At 71.0% G+C, this 17340-nt stretch carries 17 protein-coding genes; 2 read left to right on the top strand and 15 right to left on the bottom strand.

Annotated features, from left to right (window positions below; translation table 11 throughout):
• Nucleotides 1-209 precede the first annotated feature (209 nt).
• Nucleotides 210-2798 carry a bifunctional aconitate hydratase 2/2-methylisocitrate dehydratase gene (acnB, locus tag KAK07_RS10645; protein WP_210854474.1) on the top strand — a complete coding sequence of 863 codons (2589 nt, stop codon included), beginning with the start codon at nucleotides 210-212 and terminating at the stop codon, nucleotides 2796-2798.
• Nucleotides 2799-2843: 45 nt separating this feature from the next.
• Here acnB and KAK07_RS10640 read toward each other — a convergent pair whose 3' ends face one another.
• The 5 genes from KAK07_RS10640 to KAK07_RS10620 all read right to left on the bottom strand — a co-directional run bounded on the left by KAK07_RS10640 (nucleotide 2844) and on the right by KAK07_RS10620 (nucleotide 6012).
• Nucleotides 2844-3407: a GNAT family N-acetyltransferase gene (locus KAK07_RS10640; protein WP_210854473.1), complete on the bottom strand. Its 564-nt coding sequence runs from the start codon at nucleotides 3405-3407 to the stop codon at nucleotides 2844-2846.
• On the bottom strand, nucleotides 3404-4723 hold the full coding sequence (locus KAK07_RS10635) for an RNA polymerase sigma factor (protein ID WP_210854472.1): 1320 nt from the start codon (nucleotides 4721-4723) through the stop codon (nucleotides 3404-3406). Before KAK07_RS10635 ends, KAK07_RS10640 begins: the two co-directional genes overlap by 4 nt.
• A complete protein-coding gene (locus KAK07_RS10630) occupies nucleotides 4720-5148 on the bottom strand; it encodes a YciI family protein (RefSeq protein ID WP_210854471.1) in 429 nt (142 codons plus the stop codon). Before KAK07_RS10630 ends, KAK07_RS10635 begins: the two co-directional genes overlap by 4 nt.
• A gap of 13 nt (nucleotides 5149-5161) precedes the next feature.
• Complete coding sequence (locus KAK07_RS10625) at nucleotides 5162-5569, bottom strand: VOC family protein (protein ID WP_210854470.1); 408 nt, start codon at nucleotides 5567-5569, stop codon at nucleotides 5162-5164.
• A gap of 86 nt (nucleotides 5570-5655) precedes the next feature.
• Nucleotides 5656-6012 carry a YciI family protein gene (locus tag KAK07_RS10620; protein ID WP_210854469.1) on the bottom strand — a complete coding sequence of 119 codons (357 nt, stop codon included), beginning with the start codon at nucleotides 6010-6012 and terminating at the stop codon, nucleotides 5656-5658.
• 78 nt (nucleotides 6013-6090) lie between these two features.
• Between KAK07_RS10620 and KAK07_RS10615 the strand changes: the two genes are divergently transcribed.
• Entirely contained in the window at nucleotides 6091-6663 is a 573-nt protein-coding gene (locus KAK07_RS10615; RefSeq protein ID WP_210854468.1) for a peroxidase-related enzyme, read from the top strand.
• A gap of 13 nt (nucleotides 6664-6676) precedes the next feature.
• Here the strand turns inward: KAK07_RS10615 and KAK07_RS10610 are convergent, their stop codons facing one another.
• From KAK07_RS10610 to KAK07_RS10565, 10 genes are all read right to left on the bottom strand, one after another.
• The gene (locus tag KAK07_RS10610; protein ID WP_247661147.1) at nucleotides 6677-7690 is read right to left on the bottom strand and encodes an MBL fold metallo-hydrolase; all 1014 of its coding nucleotides are present in this window, start codon (nucleotides 7688-7690) and stop codon (nucleotides 6677-6679) included.
• Nucleotides 7687-9075: a prephenate-dependent tRNA uridine(34) hydroxylase TrhP gene (trhP, locus tag KAK07_RS10605; protein ID WP_210854467.1), complete on the bottom strand. Its 1389-nt coding sequence runs from the start codon at nucleotides 9073-9075 to the stop codon at nucleotides 7687-7689. The genes KAK07_RS10610 and trhP overlap by 4 nt, the downstream gene beginning before the upstream one ends.
• 34 nt (nucleotides 9076-9109) lie before the next feature.
• Complete coding sequence (locus tag KAK07_RS10600) at nucleotides 9110-9505, bottom strand: PPC domain-containing DNA-binding protein (protein ID WP_210854466.1); 396 nt, start codon at nucleotides 9503-9505, stop codon at nucleotides 9110-9112.
• On the bottom strand, nucleotides 9502-10494 hold the full coding sequence (locus tag KAK07_RS10595; RefSeq protein WP_210854465.1) for an NAD-dependent epimerase/dehydratase family protein: 993 nt from the start codon (nucleotides 10492-10494) through the stop codon (nucleotides 9502-9504). Before KAK07_RS10595 ends, KAK07_RS10600 begins: the two co-directional genes overlap by 4 nt.
• On the bottom strand, nucleotides 10491-12023 hold the full coding sequence (locus KAK07_RS10590; protein ID WP_210860645.1) for a class I adenylate-forming enzyme family protein: 1533 nt from the start codon (nucleotides 12021-12023) through the stop codon (nucleotides 10491-10493). Before KAK07_RS10590 ends, KAK07_RS10595 begins: the two co-directional genes overlap by 4 nt.
• A gap of 13 nt (nucleotides 12024-12036) precedes the next feature.
• Complete coding sequence (locus KAK07_RS10585; protein ID WP_210854463.1) at nucleotides 12037-12735, bottom strand: hypothetical protein; 699 nt, start codon at nucleotides 12733-12735, stop codon at nucleotides 12037-12039.
• 63 nt (nucleotides 12736-12798) lie between these two features.
• Nucleotides 12799-13920, bottom strand: coding sequence for a beta-ketoacyl-ACP synthase III (locus KAK07_RS10580; protein ID WP_210860644.1), 1122 nt, complete (start codon nucleotides 13918-13920; stop codon nucleotides 12799-12801).
• A gap of 79 nt (nucleotides 13921-13999) precedes the next feature.
• Entirely contained in the window at nucleotides 14000-14689 is a 690-nt protein-coding gene (locus tag KAK07_RS10575; RefSeq protein ID WP_210854461.1) for a DUF6781 family protein, read from the bottom strand.
• Nucleotides 14690-14771: 82 nt separating this feature from the next.
• Nucleotides 14772-16202 carry an exodeoxyribonuclease I gene (gene sbcB / locus KAK07_RS10570; protein ID WP_210860643.1) on the bottom strand — a complete coding sequence of 477 codons (1431 nt, stop codon included), beginning with the start codon at nucleotides 16200-16202 and terminating at the stop codon, nucleotides 14772-14774.
• A gap of 151 nt (nucleotides 16203-16353) precedes the next feature.
• Nucleotides 16354-17223, bottom strand: coding sequence for a DNA ligase (locus tag KAK07_RS10565; protein ID WP_210860642.1), 870 nt, complete (start codon nucleotides 17221-17223; stop codon nucleotides 16354-16356).
• Between the last annotated feature and the right edge of the window lie 117 nt (nucleotides 17224-17340).

The following is a 17340-nucleotide window of genomic DNA, read 5'->3' as shown; positions in this document are numbered from 1 at the left end:
CACGCCGGGTCGAATATCGCCCGGCGTTCGCCTTTCTGGCGCCAAAATTGCATGTTGCCCGGCCGCCCGCCGCGGCCGCCACACGCCCGGCCCTGAATCAGTGCTTGGCAAGTCTTATATAAGATATAAAATACCGTAGTTACCCGCAGTCACCCGACCCGGGTCCCGCCGCAGAACCACCGACGACCGCCCCCATCAGGAGCCCCGACATGCTGCAAGCCTACCGCCAACATGCCGCCGAACGCGCCGCGCTCGGCATCCCCCCGCTGGCCCTCGACGCCAAGCAGGTGTCCGAGCTGATCGAGCTGATCAAGAACCCGCCGGCCGGTGAAGAGGCCTTCCTGCTGGACCTGCTGACCCACCGCGTGCCGCCTGGCGTGGACGATGCCGCCAAGGTCAAGGCCAGCTTCCTGGCCGCGGTCGCCCATGGTGACGTGAAGGTCGGCCTGGTCTCCAAGGCCAAGGCCACCGAACTGCTGGGCACCATGGTGGGTGGCTACAACGTGCACCCGCTGATCGAACTGCTCGACGACGCCGAGGTGGCGGGCGTCGCCGCCGAGGGCCTGAAGAAGACCCTGCTGATGTTCGACTACTTCAACGACGTCGCCACCAAGGCCAAGGCGGGCAACGCCAAGGCCCAGGAAGTGATGCAGTCGTGGGCCGACGCCGAGTGGTTCACCTCGCGTCCCGAGGTGCCCAAGAGCATCACCGTCACCGTCTTCAAGGTGCCGGGCGAGACCAACACCGACGACCTGTCGCCCGCGCCGGACGCCTGGAGCCGCCCGGACATCCCGATGCACTACCTGGCGATGCTGAAGAACACGCGCCCCGACGCGGCCTTCAAGCCCGAGGAAGACGGCAAGCGCGGCCCGATGCAGTTCATCGAGGACCTGAAGAAGAAGGGCCACCTGGTCGCCTACGTGGGCGACGTGGTGGGCACCGGCTCCAGCCGCAAGTCGGCCACCAACTCGGTGATCTGGGCCACCGGCCAGGACATCCCGTTCGTGCCGAACAAGCGCTTTGGCGGCGTCACGCTGGGCGGCAAGATCGCCCCCATCTTCTTCAACACGCAGGAAGACTCGGGCTCGCTGCCGATCGAGGTGGATGTGTCCAAGCTGGAGATGGGCGACGTCATCGACGTGCTGCCCTACGACGGCAAGATCCTGAAGAACGGCGCCGAGGTCGCCTCGTTCGCGCTGAAGAGCCAGGTGCTGCTCGATGAAGTGCGCGCCGGCGGCCGCATCAACCTGATCATCGGCCGCAGTCTCACCGCCAAGGCGCGTGAGTTCCTGGGGCTGGGCGCCTCCACCACCTTCCGCCTGCCGGTCGCCCCGAAGGACAGCGGCAAGGGCTTCACGCTGGCGCAGAAGATGGTGGGCCGCGCCTGCGGCCTGCCGGAAGGCCAGGGCATCCGCCCGGGCACCTATTGCGAGCCCAAGATGACCACGGTGGGCAGCCAGGACACCACCGGCCCGATGACCCGCGACGAGCTGAAGGACCTGGCCTGCCTGGGCTTCTCGGCCGACATGGTGATGCAGTCCTTCTGCCACACCGCCGCCTACCCGAAGCCGGTGGACGCCAAGATGCACCGCGAGCTGCCGCCCTTCATCAGCAGCCGCGGCGGCGTGGCCCTGCGTCCGGGCGACGGCGTGATCCACAGCTGGCTCAACCGCCTGCTGCTGCCCGACACCGTGGGCACCGGCGGCGACAGCCACACCCGTTTCCCGATCGGCATCTCGTTCCCGGCCGGCTCCGGCCTGGTGGCCTTCGGCGCCGCCACCGGCGTGATGCCGCTGGACATGCCCGAGTCGGTGCTGGTGCGCTTCAAGGGCACGATGCAGCCCGGCGTCACGCTGCGTGACCTGGTGCATGCGATCCCGCTGTACGCGATCAAGGCCGGTCTGCTGACCGTGGCCAAGGCCGGCAAGAAGAACATCTTCTCGGGCCGCGTGCTGGAGATCGAAGGCCTGCCCGACCTGAAGGTGGAACAGGCCTTCGAGCTGAGCGACGCCTCGGCCGAGCGCTCGGCCGCCGGTTGCACGATCAAGCTCAACAAGGAGCCGGTGATCGAGTACCTGCAGTCGAACATCGTGCTGATGAAGAACATGATTGCCGACGGCTACCAGGACGCCAAGACCCTGGCACGCCGCATCGAGAAGGTCGAACAGTGGCTGGCCAACCCGCAGCTGCTGGAAGCCGATGCCGACGCCGAGTACGCCGCCGTCATCGAGATCGACCTGGCCGAGATCACCGAGCCGATCGTCTGCTGCCCGAACGACCCGGACGATGCCAAGACCCTGTCCGAAGTGGCCGGCACCAAGATCGACGAGGCCTTCATCGGCTCGTGCATGACCAACATCGGCCACTTCCGTGCCGCCGCCACCGTGCTGGGCGGCGCACGCGACATCCCGGTCAAGCTGTGGGTGGCGCCGCCGACCAAGATGGACGCGGCCGAGCTGATGAAGGAAGGCCACTACGCCGCCTTCGGCAGCGCCGGTGCGCGCACCGAGATGCCGGGCTGCTCGTTGTGCATGGGCAACCAGGCGCAGGTGCGTGAAGGCGCCACGGTGATCTCCACCTCCACCCGCAACTTCCCGAACCGCCTGGGCAAGAACACCAACGTGTTCCTGGGCTCGGCCGAGCTGGCCGCGGTGGCCTCCAAGCTGGGCAAGCTGCCCACCAAGGACGAGTACCTGGCCGCCACCGGCGTGGTCACCGCCAAGGCCGACCAGATCTACAAGTACATGAACTTCAACCAGATCGACGAGTACGTGGAGACCGCCAAGACCGTCGCCTGACGCGTCAACGCTCGCCTCTGAAGGCCCGCCCTGTGCGGGCCTTTTTCATGCGTCGGCGCCAGGGCGCGGGTCGCTGGCCAGCAGGCCCCAGAGGTGGATGTCGTAGGACCGGCCCTTGCCGGTGTAGCGCTGGCGCAGCCGCCCTTCCAGCGTGAATCCCAGCGCCTGCAGCAGCGCATTGGAGGCGGTGTTGTCGGGGTTCACCTCGGCTTCGATGCGGCGCTGGCCCATCGGCCCGAACACCTGCCGGATGACCGCCGCCAGCGCCTCGCGCGCCAGGCCCTGACGCCAGTGGCTGCGCGCCAGCACATAGCCCAGCTCCAGCCGCGCACTGGCCGGGTCGTGCTTGAACAGCAGCACGGTGCCGATCGCCAGGCCGTCGGCCCGGCGGGCCATCACCAGCTGCCGCGTGCCGCCAGCGGCCTCCAGGGAACGCATGCGTGCCAACCAGGCCTGCGCATCGTCCAGGCTGCGCCAGGAGGCATAGGGCAGGAAGCGCGTGGTCTCGTCATCGCCGTTGACGGCCATCAGCGCCGGCAGATCGGTGTCGGCCACCGCACGCACCGTCAGGCGCGTGGTGGAGAGGGCAGGCCATTCAGGCAGGCTCATGCGGCGTCGGTCGGAGCAGCCATGGCGGCAGCGCTGCGGGCCGCCTGCTCGGCACGGGTCAGCAGGCTCTGGCGCTCGCGCCGATTGCGGCTGGCCCGGGCCGCCGTTTCGAAGGCGGCGCGGGCTTCGGCGTGGCGCCCCAGCCGCGACAGCAGATCGGCACGGACCGCGGGCAGCCAGGGATAGGCTGCCAGCGTGGGTTCGGCTGACAGCGCCTCCACCAGCGCCAGCCCGGCAGCCGGGCCCTGGTGCATGCCCACGGCGACCGCGCGGTTGAGCGCCACCACCGGCGACGGAGTGCGCTGCATCAGCTGGGCATACAGCGCGCAGATGCGGCCCCAGTCGGTGTCCTCGACCCGCCAGGCGCGGGCGTGGCAGGCTGCCAGTTCGGCCTGCAGCTGGTAGCTGCCGGCGTCCGCGCCACCCAGCAGCGTGCGGGCGCGCGCCAGGGCCTCCAGGCCATGGCGAATCAACAGCCGGTCCCAGCGTCGGCGGTCCTGGTCGGCCAGCAGGATGGGGTCGCCCTGGGCATCGGTGCGCGCCGCCGTGCGCGAGGCCTGCAGGCTCATCAGCGCCAACAGCCCCCAGGCCTCGGGCTCGGCCGGCGCCAGTTGCACCAGCATGCGGCCCAGACGCAGCGCCTCGTCGCACAGCGCCGGACGCATCCAGTCCTCGCCAGCGGTGGCGGCGTAGCCTTCATTGAAGACCAGGTAGACCACCTCCAGCACCGAGCCCAGACGCGCCGCCAGGGCTTCGCCGCGCGGCAGCTCGAAGGGCACGCCGGCCTCGCCCAGCGTGCGCTTGGCGCGCACCAGGCGCTGCGCCATCGTCGGCTCGCTGACCAGGAAGGCGCGGGCGATCTCGGCGGTGGACAGGCCCGCCAGCACCTTCAGCGTCAGCGCCACGCGCTGCGGCGGCGGCAGCACCGGGTGGCAGGCGGTGAACAGCAGCCGCAGGAGTTCGTCGCTGCCCACGGCCTGCGCCTCGCGGCGGGCGTCCAGCGTGTCGGCGTGGTCGGGGTGGCGGTCGGCCTGCATTGCGATCAGGTCCTCGGCCAGCGCCGACTCGTGGCCGGCGGCCATCTGGCGGTGGCGCAGCCAGTCCAGGGCCTTGCGCTGCGCAGTGGTCATCAGCCAGGCGCCGGGCTTGTCGGGCAGGCCGTCCTGCGGCCAGCGCTGCAGGGCCTCCAGCCAGGCGTCCTGCGCCAGTTCCTCGGCCACCCCCAGATCACGCACGCGCCGCGCCACGGTGGCCACCACACGGGCCGACTCGATGCGCCAGACCGCCGCCAGCGTGGCGTCCAGCGGGGCGCTCACCGCAGAGGCAGCGCGGCGTCCATCGCCTTCATGCGCTCGATCTCGGCGCTGGGGGGAAACTCCTCCAGCTCGATCAGCTGCCGCACCTCGATCACCGCCGGCTGACCGCGGCCGGCCGGGTTGGGAAAGCGCCGGGCCCACTCCATCGCCTCCTCGCGGCTGCGCACCTGGATCAGGGTGTAGCCGGCGATCAGCTCCTTGGCCTCGGCGAAGGGGCCGTCCACCACCTGGCGGCTGTCATCAGCGCCGTAGTGCACCCGCCAGCCGGTGCGGCTGGGGTGCAGTCCGGCGCCCTCCAGCAGCACGCCGGCGCGGGCCAGGTCCTCGTGGTACGCGGCCATCTCGGCCAGCAGCTCGGGCGGGGCCTCGGGGGTCTGCTCGGCCTCGAAGGCCTCGCAGGATTTCACGATGATCATGAAGCGCACGGCTGGCTCCCCCTCAGCCCGGCATCAGGGGCTGCAGCATGCTGTGGCGGTTGCCCTCGGTGTCGACGAAGGACACGTAGTCGCCGACACCGGGGATGGGCATGGGTTCGCCCATCACCTCGCCGCCGCCAGCGTTGACGCGGGCCATCGCCGCGCGGATGTCGGCCACGGCGATCACCACGCTGGGGTGCTGCATCGGCCAGTCGGCCTTGAACGGGAACAGGCCGCCGTTGATCACGCCGCGCTTGGTGCCCGGCTCGGCGCTGTCCTCGCCGGCGGTGGTGGCCATCAGATAGTGGCCCATCTCCTCGCCGAAGGCCTGGATCTGCCAGCCGAAGACCTCGGTGTAGAAACGCGAGGCGCGGGCGGCATCTCGGTAGGGCATCTCGAAATGGACGACGGGACACATCGGCGTGCTCATGGCGGTTTCCTCCAGGACGGGGTGATGTCAGGACGACGCACAAGCCTCGCGCGTTTCGACGCCCGGAACCCTGGGGCAAACCCGGATCAGCCCCGGTTCGAGCCCTCGAAGCACGGCGCCAGCGCGCGCACCTCCACCGTCGCCCACTCGGCCGCCGGGCAGCGCCGCGCCCAGGCCAGCGCCTGCTCGCGGCTGACGTTCTTCAGCAGGAAGAAGCCGCCGACCATCTCCTTGGCCTCGGTGAACGGGCCGTCGTGCTGCACGCCGTGCTCGATGCGCACCGACTGCTCCAGCCCGGCCAGCGACTCCACCGCGGCCAGTTGCCCCTCGGCGGCGATCGCCTCGCCGAAGCGCTGCATGCGCGCATAGGCCTCGCGGCCTTCGGCCTCGGTGCGGGTGGCGCGCTGGCCAACGGGTTCGTGGATCAGCAGGAGATAGGACATCGACGGATCGGATCGGGGCTGGGGATGCCCGATGCTACGCTTGGATCCAATCACCCCGATCGCCTGGAGACCTTCGCCATGAGCCCCACCGCCCCGATCAGCCGCTTCCCCGTACCCGAGCTGAAGGACCTGCCCGAGGACATCCGCGCGCGCATCCTGGCCGTGCAGGAGAAGTCGGGTTTCGTGCCCAACGTGTTCCTGACGCTGGCCCACCGGCCCGACGAGTTCCGCGCCTTCTTCGCCTACCACGACGCGCTGATGGACAAGCCCAGCGGTCTGAGCAAGGCCGAGCGCGAGATGATCGTCGTCGCCACCAGCAATGCCAACCAGTGCCAGTACTGCGTGATCGCCCATGGCGCGATCCTGCGCATCCGCGCCAAGAACGCGCTGGTGGCCGACCAGGTGGCGGTCAACTACCGCAAGGCCGACATCACGCCGCGCCAGAAGGCGATGCTGGATTTCGCGATGAAGGTCTCGCAGCAGTCCTACGCGGTGGACGACACCGACTTCGCCGCGCTGCACGCCCACGGCTTCAGCGATGAAGACGCCTGGGACATCGCCGGCGTGGCGGCCTTCTTCGGCCTGTCCAACCGCCTGGCCAATGTCACCGGCATGCGGCCCAACCCCGAGTTCTACGCGATGGGGCGCTGAGGGCCCCGCCGCGTCACTCGATCGGCCGGGTCTCGCCGCGCTGCATCACGCTGAACGCGGCCTCGGGCAGGCCGGCGGCCTGGCGGGCGATGGCCAGGTCCCTGGGCGCCTGGTCCAGAGGTTCATCGCACAGGTCGGCAAAGGTGCCCCAGTGCACGCCCACCGCGCGGCGCGCACCCAGGTCCTGGAAGATGCGCACCGCATCGGCCGGGTTGACGTGCTGGTCCTGCATGAAGCCCCGCGGCTCGTAGCAGCCCACCGGGATCAGCGCCAGATCGAATGGCCCGCGGTCGGCAAAGCGCTGGCGGATGTCCTTGAAATCGTCGGCGTAGCCGGTGTCACCGGTGTAGAGCAGGCGCAGGCCGCCGGTGAAGACGGCAAAGCCGCCCCACAGCGTCTGGCGACGGTCGAACACGCCGCGCGCCGACCAGTGGTGCGCGGGCGTCAGCACGATCTCGGCCTCGCCCACACGGTGCGACTGCCACCAGCCCAGCTCCACCACGTTCGTGATGCCGATGTCGGCGAACCAGGCCTTCAGGCCCAGCGGCACGACGAACAGCGGCGCGCCGCCCGGCTGTGCCGCCAGCGCCTGCACCGAGGCCACGTCCAGGTGGTCGTAGTGGTTGTGCGAGATGACCACCACATCCACCTTCGGCAAGGCCGACAGCGCCACCCCCGGCGGGTAGGCGCGCTTCGGACCGGCGAAGCTGAAGGGCGAGGCGCGCTCGGAGAACTGCGGGTCGGTGATCAGCGTCAGGCCCGGCAGGCGCAGCAGCATCGTCGCGTGGCCGATCCAGGTGAGGTGGGGCACCGGCGCGTCCAGGCGTGGCTGGGCGGCCGGCAGTGGCGGATTCGGCAACGGGGCCGACTCGCGCGACAGGCGCCAGCGCAGCACCTCCATGAAGGGCTTCTCGATGTCGCCGCCGTGCAGGTTGCGGTACGGCGGCTCGTCGCGAACGGCCGCCGCCAGCCACCCGGCCAGGCCCAGCGCAACCAGCCCGGCCAGGCCCCGGCGCCAGCGCCTCATGCCGCCAGCAGGCGCGCGATCAACGCCCCCTCGGCCGGCCCCTCCAGCGGCAGCCACACATGCAGCGGGCTGCCCGGCGCCACGCTCAGCGGCTCGCCCTCGGCGCCCTGCATCGCGCTCAGCGTGATGGTGCGGTTGCCCTGCGGATGGATGATCTCCAGCTGGTCGCCCACGGCGAATCGGTTCTTGGTTTCCACCTCCACCCAGCCATCGGCGCGCTGTCCCACCACCTCGGCGACGAACTGGCTGCGCTGGCTCTCGGAGTGGCCGCTGAGGTAGTTCTGGTAGTCCTGGCTGGGTCGGCGCTCCAGCAGGCCGCCGGTGTAGCCGCGGTTGGACAGGCCCTCGAGCTCGCGCAGCAGCTCGGGGTTGAAGGGCCGGCCGGCCACCGCGTCGTCGATCGCCCGGCGGTACACCTGGGCCGTGCGCGCCACGTAGTAGTGGCTCTTGGTGCGGCCCTCGATCTTCAGCGAGTCGATGCCGATGGCCGCCAGCCGCGCCACATGCTCCACCGCGCGCAGGTCCTTGCTGTTCATGATGTAGGTGCCGTGCTCGTCCTCCATCACCGGCATCAGCTCGCCGGGGCGCTCCTTTTCCTCGAGCAGGTAGACGCCATCGGCCAGCGGGTGACGCTGGCCACCGCCGCAGGTGGCGAACGAGGCGTCGGCCTCGGACTGCTCCTTCGAGAAGCTGAAATCGCGGATCAGCTCGACCGGCTGCACCTCGCCAGTGTCGGTGGCGTCGGTGCCGGCGTGGGTCTTGTAGTCCCAGCGGCAGGCGTTGGTGCAGGTGCCCTGGTTGGGGTCGCGGCGGTTGAAGTAGCCACTCAGCAGGCAGCGGCCCGAGTAGGCGATGCACAGCGCGCCGTGCACGAAGACCTCCAGTTCGATGTCGGGGCAGTCGTCACGGATCTGCGCCACCTCGTCCAGGCTCAGCTCGCGCGAGAGGATGATGCGCGCCACGCCCTGCTTCTGCCAGAACCTCACCGAGGCGCTGTTGGTGGTATTGGCCTGCACCGACAGGTGGATCGGCACCTCGGGCCACCGGCCCTGCTCCATCTGCTCGCGCACCAGCATGATCAGGCCGGGGTCGGCCATGATCAGCGCATCGGGCCGCAGTTCCACCACCGGCTGCAGGTCGCGCAGGTAGGTGCGCAGCTTGTCGTTGTGGGCGATCAGGTTGCTGGTGACGAAGAAGCGCTTGCCGCGCGCATGCGCCTCGGCAATGCCCTGGGCCAGCTGCTCCATGCGGAACTCGTTGTTGCGCGCGCGCAGGCTGTAGCGCGGCTGGCCGGCATAGACCGCGTCGGCGCCGAAGTCATAGGCGGCACGCATGCGCTGCAGGCTGCCGGCGGGCAGCAGCAGCTCGGGGGCTCGGATCGTCATGGGCGGCGATTGTCCGCTGCCCGCGCCGGCCCTGTCAGGTGCGGGGGCGCACGACCAGTTCAGCGTAGCCGGTGGCCGCATCGGCGGCGCGCGACAGCCGCCAGCCCGGCAGCGGCGCCAGCAGCAGCTCGGCCGTGGTGCGGACGCGGTTGCCATCCAGCAGGTGACCGCCCCAGACACGGCCCTGGGCATCGGCCAGCGCCGCGTGCAGGTGGGCGCCATCGGTGCTGAGCGTGCCTTGCAGCGACAGCAGCTCGCAGGGGCCGGCGATCTCGGTGGCCGCGTCCGCGGCGGCCAGGCGCAGGCGGGCGCCGTGCAGGCTGCCGATGCCGGCCACGACGAAGGCGCCGTCGGCCCAGGCCGGCTGCGCCAACAGCGCCAGCAGGCCGGCCTTCAGGTCGGTGCCCGGCGGCAGTCGCAGCGGGGTCATGGTGCGGCCGCCAACAGCGCCTGTTCGCGCTCGGGCGCCAGGCCGGTGGTCGGGAAGGCCTGTGCGTCGGCCGGCAGCGTACGCCACCAGGCCAGCGTGTCGGCCACGGTGGTGGTGGCAGAGCGGCAGCGCAGCCCCAGCGCCTCGGCGCGGCGGCAATCCACCCGCAAGAAGCCGTCGTGCTCGCCATCGGCCGGAATCCACAGCGGCAGCTCCACCCAGGGCTGCACGCCGGCGGCCACCAGCCGTGCCTCGGGCACCCAGACCGGCTGGAAGCCGGTGGCGGCCCCCGCCAGGCAGGCGTCGGCCAGATCGCCCCAACGGAAGTGGCCGGCCGGCGAACCCACGTTGAGCGCGCCGCAGGGCCCCTGCGCCGCCATCGCCAGCGCAAAGCGCGCCAGGTCGCGCGCATCGATCCACTGCAGCGGCCCCAGCGGGTCGCCCGGCCACAGCATCGGCTCACCCGCCTGGGCGCGGGCGGCGCGCGCCGGCCACCAGGGGAAGCGGCCGGTGGGGTCGTGCGGGCCGACGATCAAGGTGGGGCGCAGGCTCAGGTGGCGGTCGGGCAGCCGGGCGGCCAGCGCGGCTTCACAGGCGGCCTTCAGCGGGCCGTAGGTGTCTGCGTCGATCACCTCGGTGGCAGGATCGACGAGCGTGCCGGTGGCGGCGGACTCGTCGCAGGGCGCCGAGTGGTTGGCATAGACCGACACGCTGGAGAGGAAGACATAGCGGCCCACCCGGTGCGCCAGCGCGTCGGCCATGGCGGCCACCTCGCGCGGCAGGTAGCCGCAGCAGTCGATCACCGCGTCCCAGCGGCCCGCGTGCAGCGCGGACAGGTCGCCCCGGCGGTCGCCCGTGATGGCCTGCACGCCCGGCAGCGGCGGCTGGCTGCCGCGGTTGAAGGTGGTGACGGCATGCCCCTCGGCCAGCGCCGCCTCGACGATTGCCCGCCCGGCGAAGCGCCCGCCGCCAATGACCAGCAGCCTCATGGTCCGCGCAACTGCTCACGCAGCGCCGTCTTCAGCACCTTGCCGTAGGCGTTCTTGGGCAGTGCTTCGACGACCAGGTAGCGCTTGGGCCGCTTGAAGCGCGCGATGCGCGACAGGCACAGCGCGTCCAGCGCCGCCGCATCCGGCGTGGCGCCTGGGGCGGGCACGATGAAGGCCACCAGGCGCTCGCCCCACTCCGGGTCGGGCTCGCCCACCACGGCCGCCTCGGCCACCGCGGGGTGCTCCAGCAGCACCTCCTCGATCTCGCGCGGGTAGATGTTCGAGCCGCCACTGATCACCAGATCCTTGCTGCGGTCCTTCAGCGTCAGGTAACCGGACTCGTCCAGGCAGCCCATGTCGCCGGTCCACAGCCAGCCGCCGCGCAGCGCCTCTGCGCTGGCGGCCTGGTTGCGCCAGTAGCCGGCCATCACCGAGTCGCCCTGCACCAGCACCTCGCCCACCTCGCCGGCAGGCAGCGGCTGGCCGTCGGCACCCGCCACGCGGATGCACACCGGCGTCTGCGCCACGCCCACCGAGGCCAGACGCTCGGCATGGCGCGGGTGGGCGCTGTCGGCCAGGTCGCGGCGCGACAGCACGGTGCCCACCATCGGCGTCTCGCCCTGGCCGTAGATCTGCACGAAACGCGGGCCCATCACGCGCAGCGCATGCTGGATGTCGGCGGCATACATCGGGGCGCCGCCGTAGACGATGGTCTTGAAGGCGCGGGCGCAGTCATGGGGCGTCAGCCCGGCCGCCTCGGCATGCTCGACCAGCCGCCGCACGATGGTCGGTGCCGCGAAGGTGGAGAGCGGTCCGACCTGGGCCCCCAGCGCGAACAGTTCGGCCGGGTCCACGCCGCCGCTGTCGGGCACCACATGGCGCGCGCCGGCCATCAGGTGCGGCACCAGGTAGATGCCCGCGCCATGCGACATCGGGGCGGCGTAGACCATGGCGTCGTCGGGGGACACCGCGTCCACATCCACCTGGTAGCCCAGACCCATGGTCATCAGGTTGCGGTGCGTGATCATCACGCCCTTGGGACGACCGGTGGTGCCGCTGGTGTAGAACAGCCAGGCGGTGTCGTCCGGGGCCCGCGGGGTGATTGGCAGCCGCTCGCCCGCGGCCAGCAGGGCGCTGCCCTCGTCGCTGTCGATCTCGACCACTCGCGCAAGTCCCGGCAGCGCCGCAGCGCCTTCGGGCAGCACATCGGCGCTGTGGACCACCCAGCGTGCCTGGGCGTTGTCGACGATCCAGCGCAGTTCCTGGGCATGCAGCCGGGCGTTGATCGGCACCACCACCAGCCCGGCCCACCAGCAGCCCAGCATCCACTGCGCGTAGCGCACATGGTTGCGGCTGAACAGCGCCACGCGGTCACCCGGCTGCAGGCCCGCGGCCCGCAGGCGCCAGGCCAGCGCCGCGGCGCTGGCGGCCCAGTCGCCGTGGCTGGCCACCACCTGCCGGCCGCTCAGCAGGGCCGGCCGCTCAGGCGCGCGCAGCGCCTGGCGCTCCAGCAGATGGGCCAGGTTCATCGCGGTCGCGGCATCACTTGCCCGAGCGGATGATCTTCTCGTGGTCCTCGTTGTAGGGCCGGTTGCCGCAGCGCTCGCTCCAGGCCAGGCGGGTTTCCTCGAAGCCGGCCACCTCGTCGTCGAGCGCCTTGCTGCGCGCGTTCCAGTCGTTGGCCTTGGCGCCCTGGGCATCGGTGCGCTGCTTCAGGTTGTTGGCGATGGTCTCGCGCTCGGTGGTCAGGGCCTGGCCCTCGGTGCGCAGCGGGCCTTCCAGGGCCAGCAGCTGATCACGCTCGGCATCCAGGGCCTTGCGCTCGCGGTCGCCCGCCGAGCCCGAGGGCGGATTGGCATTGAACTCGGTGGAGCGCTTGTTGAAGGCCTCGACCCGTTCCTTGAAGGCCACCTGGCGCTGGTTGAAGGCGGTCACCTTGGCCTGCAGCGCGGCGGCCTGGCCATCGTTGCGCAGCGCCTCGGCCTCGGCCTCGATCGACTTGCGCTCCTCGGTGAGGGCGGCGCGGCGGCTGTTCAGGTCATCGGCCTTGGGTTTGAGCTGGTCGTACTCCTTGAGGCAGGACTCCAGTTCCTTGAAGGTCATCAGCTTGCCCACGGCGGCCTTGCCGGTGATGGTCTTGCTGGGCACGGGGGCGGCTGCGGGCTTGGTCTGGGCAGCAGCGCCCAGGCTGGCCAGGGACAGGGCCATGGCGCACAGGGCGGCGGGACGGATCAGCGGCATCGGCGGATTCCTCGGTCAATCAGGGACATGAAGGGCGGCATGATGCCACCGGCGCACAACGGCTCAGCGCCGACGCACGATGACACTGCCGATCGAGTAGCCGGCGCCGAAGGAGCAGATCACCCCCAGGTCGCCGGCGACCAGGTCGCCACGGTGTTCGTGGAAGGCGATGACCGAGCCGGCCGAGGCGGTGTTGGCGTACTCGTGCAGGATCAGCGGCGCGATGTCGTCGCCCACCTCGCGGTCGACCAGCTTCTTGAGCACCAGCTGGTTCATGCCCAGGTTGGCCTGGTGCAGCCAGTAGCGGCGCACCTGCTGGGGCGTGACACCCAGCGTGCCCAGGTGGGCCTCGATGTGGGCCGCGGCCATCGGCACGACCTCCTTGAAGACCTTGCGCCCCTCCTGCCGGAACTTCTTGTCGCGGGCCTCGGGGTCGCTGTCCTCGCAGCTGTTCATGAAGCCGAAGTTGTTGCGGATGTTGTTGGAGAACTTCGTGGCCAGCTTCGTGCCCAGCACCTCCCACTGCTCGGCCGAGGTGGCGGTGTCGGCGGCCTCGACGACCACCGCGGTGCAGACATCACCGAATATGAAGTGGCAGTCGCGGTCGCGCCACTCCAGGTGTGCCGAGGTGATCTCGGGGTTGACCATCAGCACGCAGCGGGCGGTGCCGGACTTGATCGCATTGACCGCCTGCTCGATGCCGAAGGTGGCCGAGGAGCAGGCCACGTTCATGTCGAAGCCGAAGCCGCCCGCGCCCAGCGCGTTCTGGATCTCGACCGCCATCGCCGGGTAGGCGCGCTGCATGTTGGCGGCCGAGCACAGCACCATGTCCACCTCGTCGGCGCGCTTGCCGGCGGCGGCCAGGGCCTGGCGGCCGGCGTCCACCGCGATCTCGGCCATCAGCGAGAGCTGGTCGTCGGAACGTTCCTGGAAGCGCGGGTACATGCGGGTAGGGTCGAGCACGCCGTCCTTCTCGAGGACATGGCGCTGCTTGATGCCCGAGGCCTTCTCGATGAACTCGACGCTGGAGGGCACCAGCGGCTCGCGCGTGCCGGCGGCGATGGCCTCGGCGTGGCGCTCGTTCTGCAGGGCGACGTAGGCGTTGTAGGAGGCCACCAACTCGGCGTTGGTGATGATGTGCTGCGGCCGGAACAAGCCGGTGCCGCTGATGACGACAGAGGTCATGGAATGCGAGGGAGAGGTCAGAACGACAGGCGTCGGGCCGGACGCCGGTCAGCGCCGGGTCCGGCCACAGCCCGGGAGATCAGCGCTTGCGGGCCGGCTTGGCGGCCGGTTCGGCCGCGGCGCCCGTGGTGAGCGCGTCGGACAGGCCGATCAGCACGCCGCTGACCAGCGCGGTGTAGCTCTGCGCCAGCACCTGGGCGGCCTTGAAGCTGGCCGCCCTGCCCTCGCGCAGCGCCTGCTGCATCTGGCCGGCCATCTGCTGGGCCGTGGCGGCCGCCTGGGCCCCGGACTGCGAGCCCTGGGCCTGGAACTTCTCGAGCACCTGGTTCCAGGGGCCTTCCATCGTGGTGCCGGCGCCGACCGCGGCCTTCTTCATCGCGGCGAACATCGTGTCCTCGAACTTCTCGAGGTCGTCCAGCGCCTTCTTCAGCTGCTTTTCCTGCAGACCGATGCCCTGGTCGACGAAGCGCGCCAGGGCCACCTTGTTGGCCTCGACCGCCTTGAGCAGCGCGTCATCGACACCGGCCACGGCCGAGGCCAGCAGCTTCTCCATGTCGACCTTGGGCATCACGTTCTGGGCCGCGCCGGCGCTGGCGGCTTCGGCCACCGACTTGACGACGCTGCGGATGTTCTTGAGCGTCATCTCGCGGCCCTGCAGGGCTTTGAGGGTGGCCTCGGTGACCACCTGACGCAGCTGGGCGGTCTGGCGTGCGCTGGCGCCCGCGAACTGCTCGATCAACGCATCCTGGTCGATGCCGGATTTCAGCATGGAAGCTCCTGTGGGGTGGAAACAGGCCCGACGATACGCCCGTCCGGGCCGATCGGCCACACCGGGCAAACACGCGCGCCCCTCAGGGCGGCGGCGGGGCGATCTGTTCGGCCCAGTCGACCAGGGCTTCCAGCAGGGCCTGGCCGCGCTCGTCGGCGGTCTCGACCAGGTGGTCGATGCGCTCGCTGAAGGCGGCCAGCGTCAGGCCGCCGGCGGCACCTTCGTGCAGCGCCGCGGCACGCCACTGCAGCCAGCGGGCCTGCTCGGCCTCGTCCAGCATCTGGGGAAAGTTGCGGGCGCGCCAGCGGAAGACCAGCTCGGACAGGCGCGGATCGTCGAAGCTGGCCCGGCGCAGGGCGGCCGGCTCGGGGGCACGGCGCAGGCCGTCCAGGCGTTTTCGGTCAGTGGGCGAGAGGAAGCCGCCGTAGAGGTCTTCGTCGACATCGGGGGCGCGCTCGGGTGCCGGGCGGGCGAACACCTCGGGCCAGCGGCCCGACAGGGGCTCGACCAGGGCCTTGGCGCGCTCGGCGTGCTGCAGTGCCGCCGCCACGTCCAGGCCCCAGCGCTCGGCCTGGGCGGATTGCAAGGTCCTGACGTTGCCGATCACGACCGGCGACTTGTTGACGTGGATGGTCTTGAGCGGCAGGCGCTCGACGCCCTCGGGCAGGTCGGCGCTGCGGGTGAACATCCGCTGGCGCAGCGCGGCAGCGTCCAGGTCGGCCAGCACCGACGGGTCCTGCGCGCAGTCCCAGACCAGCAGCTCGTTGCGGTTGGTGGGGTGCAGGCCCAGCGGGTAGACCAGCGCCAGGCAGCCGCGCTCAGGGCCGTACATGCCCGAGACATGCAGGAAGGGCTTGCCCACGCCAATCTCGTCCCACACCGCCTGCTTGTGGCGCAGGCGCAGGCAGAAATCCCACAGGCGCGGGTTGGCCTGGCGGATCAGGCGGGCCAGGCCGATGGTGGCGCGCACATCGGACAGCGCATCGTGGGCGGCCTCGTGCAGCAGGCCGTTGGCGGCGCTCAGGTGCTCCAGCTTGAACGAGGGCCGGCCGTCCTCGTGGGTGGGCCACTGCAGGCCATCGGGGCGCAGCGCGTAGAGGCAGCGCACGGTGTCCAGCAGGTCCCAGCGGCCGCAGTCGTTCTTGTACTCGCGGGCGTAGGGGTCGATCAGGTTGCGCCAGAACAGGTGGCGGGTGACCTCGTCGTCAAAGCGGATCGAGTTGTAGCCCACGCCCACGGTGCCGGGCTGGGACAGCACCTCATGGATGCGGCTGGCAAAGTCGTTTTCCGGCAGGCCCAGTTCGGCGCAGTGCTGCGGCAGGATGCCGGTCAGCAGACAGCTTTCAGGGTCGGGCAGGCTGTCCAGCGCGGGCTGGCAATAGACCATCACCGGCTCGCCGACCTCGTTCAGGTCGGCATCGGTGCGCACGCCGGCGAACTGCGCAGGACGGTCACGGCGCGGCACGCGGCCGAAGGTCTCGTAGTCGTGCCAGAAGAAGCTGAGGTCGCTCATGGCGCCACGATAGCAGCGCACGGCACCGGCGCGGGCCGGTCGGGCGGGGGCGCGCTGACGCCCCGCTGGGCCAGCCTGGCGGCGCGCCGGGCAGCGTGCCGTACACCTTGCCGTGCAGGGCGCCGTGCATCAAGGCCGGGCTGGCGCCGCTTCAATCGCCCGCCCCCAGCAGGCGCCAGAAGCTGGCGTGGCGAGGCAACCCGGTTGAGGTGCGGCCCCGGTGATGGAAGGCGACACGGCTGCCCAGCGGCGGCGGCTGGCGACGCTGGGCGTCGGACAGGCCGCTGCCGATGCGGAACACGCGTCCCTGCGCGTCGCGCACCGTCAGCGCGCCCACCAGGCCGGAGAGGCGACCGCGACCCGGGACCAGGCCGATGACCACCGCTTCGTCGTCGGGCTGGGGCTTGAGCTTGAGCAGCGCATCGCTGCGGCCGGTGTGCCAGGGGCTGTCGGCACGGTGCAGCATCAGGCCCTCGCCGCCGCCTGCTACCACCTCCTGCAGCCAGGCGGCCAGGGCCTGGGCATCGGGCAGGCGGCGCTGCGGCGCCACCTGCCAGACGCCATCGGCCGCGGCGAGGCGCTGCAACTGGGCCACGCGCTCGGCGAAGCTGCCGCCGCCGCCTGGCAGCTCGAACACCATGAAACGCACGGGCGCCCAGTCGGCCTCCGAGGCGTCGGCGCGGTGGACCAGCGCCGACATGGCCTGGAAGCGGCCGCGGCCCAGCCACAACTCGCCGTCCAGCGCCTGGGCCGGCAGGCGGGCCAGAAAGCCCGGCGGCGCAGGGAGCTGGCGGCCGCTGCGGCTGCGCAGGCGGGTGCCGTCCCACAGCGCACGCACACCGTCGTATTTCTCGCTGACCAGCCAGCCGGTCGGGTCTGGACGGGCCGGCGCGTCTCGGGCCAGCAGCAGTGCGGGCGGCACCTGTGGCTGCGCCACCTGGGCGGCCGTGACGGCACTGGCGGCGAGGGCAGCGCTGGGGGCATGGGCAGCGACCGGGGCCGCAGACAGGTCAACGGGCATGTCACCCACGATAAATGCACCACGCGCGTGCGCGCTACCCGCTGATGGGGGAGGTGGATGCCCGCAATCGGTGCCTGTCCGGAAATTGCCGGTGGGCGACCGCTGATTTCGCGGTTT

This window comes from Ideonella alba (assembly GCF_018069875.1).
In the GTDB taxonomy this organism is placed as follows: Bacteria; Pseudomonadota; Gammaproteobacteria; order Burkholderiales; family Burkholderiaceae_C; genus Ideonella; species Ideonella alba.
The sequence above is the reverse complement of the archived record's forward strand: the minus strand, read 5'-3'. Positions and strand labels throughout refer to the sequence as shown.

What these genes read in the sequence shown, in the direction of transcription:
- acnB (WP_210854474.1), top strand. Translation starts at nt 210, where the DNA reads ATGCTGCAAGCCTACCGCCAACATGCCGCCGAACGCGCCGCGCTCGGC.
- KAK07_RS10640 (WP_210854473.1), bottom strand. Translation starts at nt 3,407, where the DNA reads ATGAGCCTGCCTGAATGGCCTGCCCTCTCCACCACGCGCCTGACGGTG.
- KAK07_RS10625 (WP_210854470.1), bottom strand. Translation starts at nt 5,569, where the DNA reads ATGAGCACGCCGATGTGTCCCGTCGTCCATTTCGAGATGCCCTACCGA.
- KAK07_RS10620 (WP_210854469.1), bottom strand. Translation starts at nt 6,012, where the DNA reads ATGTCCTATCTCCTGCTGATCCACGAACCCGTTGGCCAGCGCGCCACC.
- KAK07_RS10615 (WP_210854468.1), top strand. Translation starts at nt 6,091, where the DNA reads ATGAGCCCCACCGCCCCGATCAGCCGCTTCCCCGTACCCGAGCTGAAG.
- KAK07_RS10610 (WP_247661147.1), bottom strand. Translation starts at nt 7,690, where the DNA reads ATGAGGCGCTGGCGCCGGGGCCTGGCCGGGCTGGTTGCGCTGGGCCTG.
- trhP (WP_210854467.1), bottom strand. Translation starts at nt 9,075, where the DNA reads ATGACGATCCGAGCCCCCGAGCTGCTGCTGCCCGCCGGCAGCCTGCAG.
- KAK07_RS10600 (WP_210854466.1), bottom strand. Translation starts at nt 9,505, where the DNA reads ATGACCCCGCTGCGACTGCCGCCGGGCACCGACCTGAAGGCCGGCCTG.
- KAK07_RS10595 (WP_210854465.1), bottom strand. Translation starts at nt 10,494, where the DNA reads ATGAGGCTGCTGGTCATTGGCGGCGGGCGCTTCGCCGGGCGGGCAATC.
- KAK07_RS10590 (WP_210860645.1), bottom strand. Translation starts at nt 12,023, where the DNA reads ATGAACCTGGCCCATCTGCTGGAGCGCCAGGCGCTGCGCGCGCCTGAG.
- KAK07_RS10585 (WP_210854463.1), bottom strand. Translation starts at nt 12,735, where the DNA reads ATGCCGCTGATCCGTCCCGCCGCCCTGTGCGCCATGGCCCTGTCCCTG.
- KAK07_RS10580 (WP_210860644.1), bottom strand. Translation starts at nt 13,920, where the DNA reads ATGACCTCTGTCGTCATCAGCGGCACCGGCTTGTTCCGGCCGCAGCAC.
- KAK07_RS10575 (WP_210854461.1), bottom strand. Translation starts at nt 14,689, where the DNA reads ATGCTGAAATCCGGCATCGACCAGGATGCGTTGATCGAGCAGTTCGCG.
- sbcB (WP_210860643.1), bottom strand. Translation starts at nt 16,202, where the DNA reads ATGAGCGACCTCAGCTTCTTCTGGCACGACTACGAGACCTTCGGCCGC.
- KAK07_RS10565 (WP_210860642.1), bottom strand. Translation starts at nt 17,223, where the DNA reads ATGCCCGTTGACCTGTCTGCGGCCCCGGTCGCTGCCCATGCCCCCAGC.